At 55.7% G+C, this 6,566-nt stretch carries 6 protein-coding genes; 1 reads left to right on the top strand and 5 read right to left on the bottom strand.

Features of this window, described 5'->3' with window-relative positions:
- Positions 1-75 precede the first annotated feature (75 nt).
- Genes WCJ41_RS12910 through WCJ41_RS12895 form a run of 4 tightly spaced genes read right to left on the bottom strand, consistent with a single transcriptional unit; the run spans position 76 to position 3,947 of the window.
- Complete coding sequence (locus WCJ41_RS12910; protein WP_336906233.1) at positions 76-912, bottom strand: amidohydrolase family protein; 837 nt, start codon at positions 910-912, stop codon at positions 76-78.
- Positions 909-1,658, bottom strand: coding sequence for an ATP-binding cassette domain-containing protein (locus tag WCJ41_RS12905; protein ID WP_336906232.1), 750 nt, complete (start codon positions 1,656-1,658; stop codon positions 909-911). The genes WCJ41_RS12910 and WCJ41_RS12905 overlap by 4 nt, the downstream gene beginning before the upstream one ends.
- Positions 1,655-2,878, bottom strand: coding sequence for a sugar ABC transporter permease (locus WCJ41_RS12900; RefSeq protein WP_336906231.1), 1,224 nt, complete (start codon positions 2,876-2,878; stop codon positions 1,655-1,657). Before WCJ41_RS12900 ends, WCJ41_RS12905 begins: the two co-directional genes overlap by 4 nt.
- Before the next feature lie 13 nt (positions 2,879-2,891).
- Positions 2,892-3,947 carry a substrate-binding domain-containing protein gene (locus WCJ41_RS12895; protein WP_336906230.1) on the bottom strand — a complete coding sequence of 352 codons (1,056 nt, stop codon included), beginning with the start codon at positions 3,945-3,947 and terminating at the stop codon, positions 2,892-2,894.
- Between the two features lie 736 nt (positions 3,948-4,683).
- Between WCJ41_RS12895 and WCJ41_RS12890 the strand changes: the two genes are divergently transcribed.
- Positions 4,684-5,589 (top strand): phytanoyl-CoA dioxygenase family protein, encoded by a 906-nt coding sequence (locus WCJ41_RS12890; RefSeq protein WP_336906229.1) that lies wholly within the window; start codon positions 4,684-4,686, stop codon positions 5,587-5,589.
- Between the two features lie 8 nt (positions 5,590-5,597).
- Here WCJ41_RS12890 and WCJ41_RS12885 read toward each other — a convergent pair whose 3' ends face one another.
- Positions 5,598-6,368 carry a DeoR/GlpR family DNA-binding transcription regulator gene (locus WCJ41_RS12885; protein WP_336906228.1) on the bottom strand — a complete coding sequence of 257 codons (771 nt, stop codon included), beginning with the start codon at positions 6,366-6,368 and terminating at the stop codon, positions 5,598-5,600.
- Positions 6,369-6,566 lie beyond the last annotated feature (198 nt).

The following is a 6,566-nucleotide window of genomic DNA, read 5'->3' as shown; positions in this document are numbered from 1 at the left end:
TCGCAGCGCCATGCCCCATCAGCCCAACACCGATAAAGCCCACACGTGTCTTTTTTTCCATGGTGGGATTCCTTATTAATTTTGGTTCAATTGGTAGACACGGGTTGCCGTTCCGGACAAGACCTCATTGCGGTGTTGCGCCGACAGTGGCTGCAATAACTCTCGGCTGATTTCGATCCAATGCGCATAGCTTGCGGCAAGTTCGAGAGGCGGCCAGTCACTTGCCCACATGACCCGAGAAGGACCAAAGGCATTCAGAACATGTGCGGCGTATGGGGCAATATCGGTAACTGCCGTACCGGGTTTTGCGCAGTTCAACAATCCGGAGAGCTTGCAGCTGACATTCGGCAGCACAGCTAATTCGTCAATATATTGCGCCCAAGGGTCGAACACTCCGCCGGCGATATCAGGTTTGCCACAATGGTCGAGAATGACAACGAGATCGGGATTATTCCGAGCGAGCACCGCCGCCAGTGAAATTTCACGCCAGTTCTGCACGAGAATATCCAGAGATAACCCGTTGGCGGCGATGGCGCGCCATCCACGTTCGAGCTGACGGTTGAGCATCCAGTCAATGCTGCGGTTGTCTCCGCGCACTGGCCTTACACCCTTGACTGGCGGCAGCCAGGCAAGTGCCGCTGCTTCTTCGTCTACGGACGGTGATGCAGGGTCGATCCAGGCTATGATGCCGGCAATCCAAGGAAACTTCCGTGCTAGACCTACTATGAACAGGGCCTCTGCCAAAGTCTCAGCCGCCTGCACTAGTACAGCAAGGCTCACTCCGGCGGCATCAAGCTTGGGCTTTATGTCTTGGGGCTCTAGGTCACGATAGATCGACCCCATCTCCGGCGTCAGGGCCAGATTGTCACCGCGTCCCAGCCGCCAGAGATGAATATGGGCATCGATGATCAAGCTTGGCGCGCCTCGGGGACTTTGCCCGCGATGATCATCGCCAGCACCTCATCTTTTGTAACATCGCCAGTATTAACTGTTCCCACTAACCGGCCATTTTTCATCACAACGAGTCGGCTCGCTAGTCCAAAAATATCGTGGATATCGTGGCTGATCAGTATGATACCGATACCCTGATTGGAGAGCTCTGCAATCAATGTGGCGACATTTTGGGTCTCCTCAGGGCCGAGGGCCGCCGTGGGTTCGTCCATGATAAGCACGCGTGCATTGAACTGGATAGCGCGAGCGATCGCGACAGCCTGCCGCTGGCCGCCTGAGAGGCTGGAGACCAGTTTGGAGAGCAAAGGCAGGCGCAGCCTGAGGCGGTTTAGGGTGGCGTCGGCTTTTTTCTCCATCGCCTCGTCGTTCATGAAGCCGTGCCAGCCGGCAATTTCACGCCCGAGAAACAGGTTGGCAACACAGTCGAGGTTCTCCGACAGAGCGAGCGTCTGATAAATTGTCTCGATGCCCAGTGCCTTTGCGTCCCGGGTGGAGCGGATGGTGACGGATTGGCCCTTGATCAGGATGTCGCCGCTGTCGGCGGGAAAAACGCCGGAGAGGATTTTCACCAGTGTCGACTTTCCCGCACCGTTGTGTCCGAGCAATCCTAAGACCTCGCCTGCAGCCAGATCTATGCTAACATTCTCGACCGCATGCACGCCGCCGAAGGTCTTGACGATGTTTCGTAGTTCGACAAGCGCCGTCATGCTCTTCGTGCCTTGCGGTACACCGTGTCGACCCAGACTGCGATAATCAGCACGAGAGCTAAAACCATCCGTTGCAGCGGTGTCGGAACACCCATCAAGATCATCCCGCTCTCGAGACTCTGCATGATGACTGCACCAACGATACCACCATAGACGGTGCCAATGCCCCCCGCGAGCGAGGTGCCGCCGATCACGGCCGCGGCTATCACTGTCAGCTCAGTCATGGTGCCAGTGACGCTAGCGCCAGCATTGAGCCTAGCGGTGGTCACGATCGATCCGAGACCGCAGAGAAGGCCCATCATCATGAAGACCAACAGTGTCAATCTGCGCGTGTCGATACCCGCGAGCTCCGCGCTTTCCGAACTACCGCCCATGGCGAAGACATGGCGGCCGAAACGATGTTTCCGCGCCACCGCGGACATTACGATGGTGACACCGATGAGAATGAGGACTGGAATAGGAATACCCATACCAATATCAGTTTTGGGCTGCTTGTAACCGTTCATCGTGGCGGTAAAGACTGCGATGACAATTGCCCAGATCGCTACCATCAGTACGTCGCTTGCCAAAGGCTTTTGCGCCATGCTGTGAACGGAACGACGCCGGCGGCTGCGCCAGACAATCAGGGCGACCCCGGCGATAGCGAGACCGCATACCACCCAACTCCAGAACACACCAATTGTGCCATCCAGCCCGCCGCCGAGCAGCTGAAAAGTCTCATTCAAGGGAGCAACCGTCACTCCGCTGTTGATGTAAAATGCCGCATTTCGCAGGAATAACAATCCACCAAGGGTGACGACAAAAGAAGGTATCCCCGCATAGGCGACCAGAAGCCCTTGGGCAAAACCGATGAAAATACCCGCGCCGAGCATGGCCAGAGAGGTTATCCACCAAGTCGAGGTCCCGTCGATTGGCAGCCAAGCGTTCTGCATCAGGGCACCAAACACACCGATGAACCCGATCTGTGAGCCCACTGACAGGTCAATATGGCGCGACACGATAACCAGCACCATGCCACAGGTCATGATGCCGACTACTGAAACTTGGAGCGACAGATTGAAGATATTGCGGGGGGTGATGAACAGCCCCCCGGTTAACACATCCAGTGTAAGCCAGATCACGGCCATCATGAACAACATACCGAGCAGCCGGACATCGAGTCCGGCTGCTCGGGCGATCCGGTCAGAAACTGACCGAAACTTGACGGCAAGAAAGTTCATCAGCCGTCGTCCGTTATTTGCAGGGCGCCGGTGGATTCTCGGTTACGCCGTTGCACAACTCTTCCTTGTTGATCCACTTCGCATCAACCACCAAATTGAGGTTGTCGTAGGTTATGGCAATGGGATCGAGCAGCAGCGATGGTTGTTCCTGGCCGGACTCGGTCTTGAACGGCTTGGCCCCCGTAACTGGCTTGCTCTCGGCCATTTCGATTGCCGCCTTAGCGGCAGCTTGCCCCAGAAGATAGGAGTTCTTCCAGATCGTCACCGTTTGCTGCTTTTTGGCAATTCGGTTGAGCACTGTCTTGTCGCCATCCTGCCCAGACAAAGGAATGCCAAGCATTTTCTGAGCCGAAAGTGCCGCCGCAACGCCAGTGGACATGCCATCGTTCATCGCCAGAACCGCATCCACTTTGTTGTTCTGTTGGGTAAGAATCTGCTCCATCGCTGCCTGGGCCAGGTCGGGCTTCCAGTTTTCGATGTTCTGCTGGGCTACGATCTTAATCTTGCCTGCGTCGATCAACGGCTGAATGACCTGCATCTGTCCGGCGCCGAACAAATTGATGATGGTCATGGTGGCATCGCCGTCGATTTTGACCCAGTTGCCATTGTCCTTCACTTTCACCATCGCCTCGGCCATCAGCCGGCCAACGGCAACATTGTCAAAGGAGATGAAAGTGGCATCGGTAGAGTCGATTGGCACGTCGTAAGCGATCACCGGCACGCCGGCGGCCTTCGCCTCGGCAACCGCTGGCATAATCGCCTTAGAGTCCTGGGCGAGGATTATCGCAGCATCGCAGTTAGATGACAGTAGGCTCTCAACGTCGGTCAATTGCTTCTGTGGATCCGATTGGGCATCTGCGCTCACATAGGTATAGCCTGCGGGCTCAAGTATGGACTTGATGCCCGCTTCGTCAATCCGCCACCGTTCTTCCTGGAAATGCCTCCAGCTGACACAGATGCGCTTCGAGCCAGCTGCTTCGGCCGTGTTTACGAAATTCACGCCAAGGCTAGCGGCGTAAAATCCCGCGAACGCCAATAGCGCTGTGCGCAACTTCAGTTTCAAGGTCATTGTCAATTCCTCCGTGTTTGACGGATCTACATGTCCGCTCAGATAAAAACTGGCATAATTTGGATTAATTTGGAAGAGTTTGTTTGTGTCTCGGTTGTGTGCTTTGTGGTTCCACCTTCTGAATCACCCTAGGCGGACCTTGCGGTGGTGACGCTTTCCAATCTCGATGAGATCAACACCATTGCATTTGAGCGCTGCATCTAACCCCGACCGGCAGAACCGCACCAGTGGGAGGCACCCCCTTCGATTTCTGCCAGCCCCGGCGGTTTGGAGATTGCAACGCCATGTCTCACCACCAAATTACTGCAAGAAAAGACAACAAACTCAGCTGTGGTGTAGACTCGACAGCGCCGGGAATCCTGTTTCCAACTGGTCTTTTCGCTAATCCCCCGCGCGGCAATACGGTCGAGGTGTTCACGGCGGAACCGGGGCTCCACCTCTACACTGGCAATTTGCTGGACGGCACGATCGAAAGGCAAAGTTGCCAGCTCTAACGTCAGTTCGCCGGTTGTGCCTAGAGATCCCTCATATTCGCTATCCCCTGAACCAGCCGACCCGTCCAAGTGAGGCATTGCGTCCGGGCGACACCTGCCGTTCGACGACAGTCTGTCGCGACACCGTAGCGGCATCGTGTTGACCTCCTTGGCAATTAATGGCAACTATTGAGACACTTTGGGTGACGTAGAGGCACCTTCCATTTATCAAACGAACCAAAATAGATCGGCGGAGCGCGAACATGAACACTCAGGAAGCATTGGCGAAACTTGATATCTCTTCCGACAACCTGACTGCAACTCAGCGCAAGCAGTTTGATGACGACGGTTATTTCGTCGTGGAGAACGTCTTCAGTCCTGCCGAAGTAAAGGAAATGCGCGATGAGTTTGAGCGGTTGCGCGGCATTGAGGGCGAGTACGGTGGCCACGAGGTTCACATTGAGCCGGGCGCGCCGCGCCTCTCAAATCTCTTCAATAAGTCTGCGGCTTTTGATCGCTGTTTGAACTGTACGCCAACACTTGCCGCCGCGCATTACCTGTTGGGCGAGATCCGCGTTTATTCCCTTAACGCCCGCAATCCCTTGAAGGGCCAAGGCCAACAGTTGCTGCACTCCGATGTGCCGCGGGTGTCACCAACCGATTGGCGAGTCGTGAACTCGATGGTGATGCTCGACGATATGACACTCGACAATGGCCCGACGCGCGTTGTGCCTGGCTCTCACAAGTGGGTGCCGATCAACGTACCGGACGTCAACATGGCCGAGGTCAAGTACATTGAGGTGACGCCCGAAGACAAGAAGATCATGCCAACCGATCCCTATGCCCCACATCCTGAGGAGATCAAGCTTACGGGAAAGGCCGGATCGGTAGCCGTCATCAATGGCCATATCTGGCACGGCGGCACGCGCAACGAGACCGGTGCACCACGCAGGGTGTTACATCTTGCAATCGGGCGGCGGAACCTGCCTCAACAATTCAATGAGCGCGCGAACCTCACCGATGATCTCTATCACCGTGCGAGTCCCAGTCAGAAGTTTTTGCTCGATATCGACGGCGCCACCCCGCGCGTCAAAGGTTATCCGCCAATGCCCAAATCCGCACGGTTATGGACTGCTGCCGAGACCGTCGAGGTCAAGAAGAATCACTAACGCCGCTCCTACTTAGCGACGATGACTTCAATTCCTGCATCCTTGAGTTTGTCGTGATCGGCGCTGGCAATCCCAGTGTCGGTAATGATGGTGCGGACCTCCGCAATGCCGCAGACATCGCAGAATGCGGGGTGCTTGAACTTGCTAGAGTCGGCAAGGACGACCACATGGGCAGCGCTGTCAACCATACGCCGCTTCATCGCAGCCACATCGATGGAGGTCTCCGAAAGCCGCCCTCCGGCCAGAGAGTGGATGCCAATATAGGCGATGTCGGCATGGAGTCGATCCAAAAATGAAAGGCCGGGATCACCAACCATCGTCGGGGATCCCTGACGGATCGTTCCACCAAGCACAACGAGATGGAACTCGGGCGCCCGAGCTAGCACGTTGGCAATTCCCAAATCGTTCGTGCAGGCCGTCAATTTGAAATCTCTGCGGACAGCCGCCTTCGCGGCCTCTAGCACCGTAGAACTCGAATCAAAGATAACGCTTTGGCCAGGCTCCAACAGAGTTGCCGCACGCGCGCCTATCTTCATCTTCGCATCGTGAGCGACATGGACAACAATTTCACGCGCCGTCTCAAAGGTGGTTTGTAGCCTCTCCTTCAGAACTGCCCCGCCATGGCTCCGTTCGAGGTGCCCGCTCTGAGTAAGGGCTTCGAGATCGCGGCGGATGGTGGAGGCCGATACGCCAACTGTCTCCGATAGCCTAGTTATAGACCCCGCACCCTCGCGTCGAAGATATTCGAGAATCAAAGCGCGGCGCTGAGCAGAAATCATAGATCGCCTCAAACATTCCAATTACTGATGGTACTGCGTTCATGGTTTTCTGCTCGAATCCGCAGGGCGCACTTATTAGCGCTTCGCGTCAATAGTGGCAACGACCCATCAGCAACATGACTCGATGGTTGCGTTTGTTGACAGACTTGGCCCATTGTGTTCCAATATCTACCAATACTTGTCAATTCTGCTCCGTCG

This window comes from Aestuariivirga sp. (assembly GCF_037139295.1).
GTDB lineage: Bacteria > Pseudomonadota > Alphaproteobacteria > Rhizobiales > Aestuariivirgaceae > Aestuariivirga.
The sequence above is the reverse complement of the archived record's forward strand: the minus strand, read 5'-3'. Positions and strand labels throughout refer to the sequence as shown.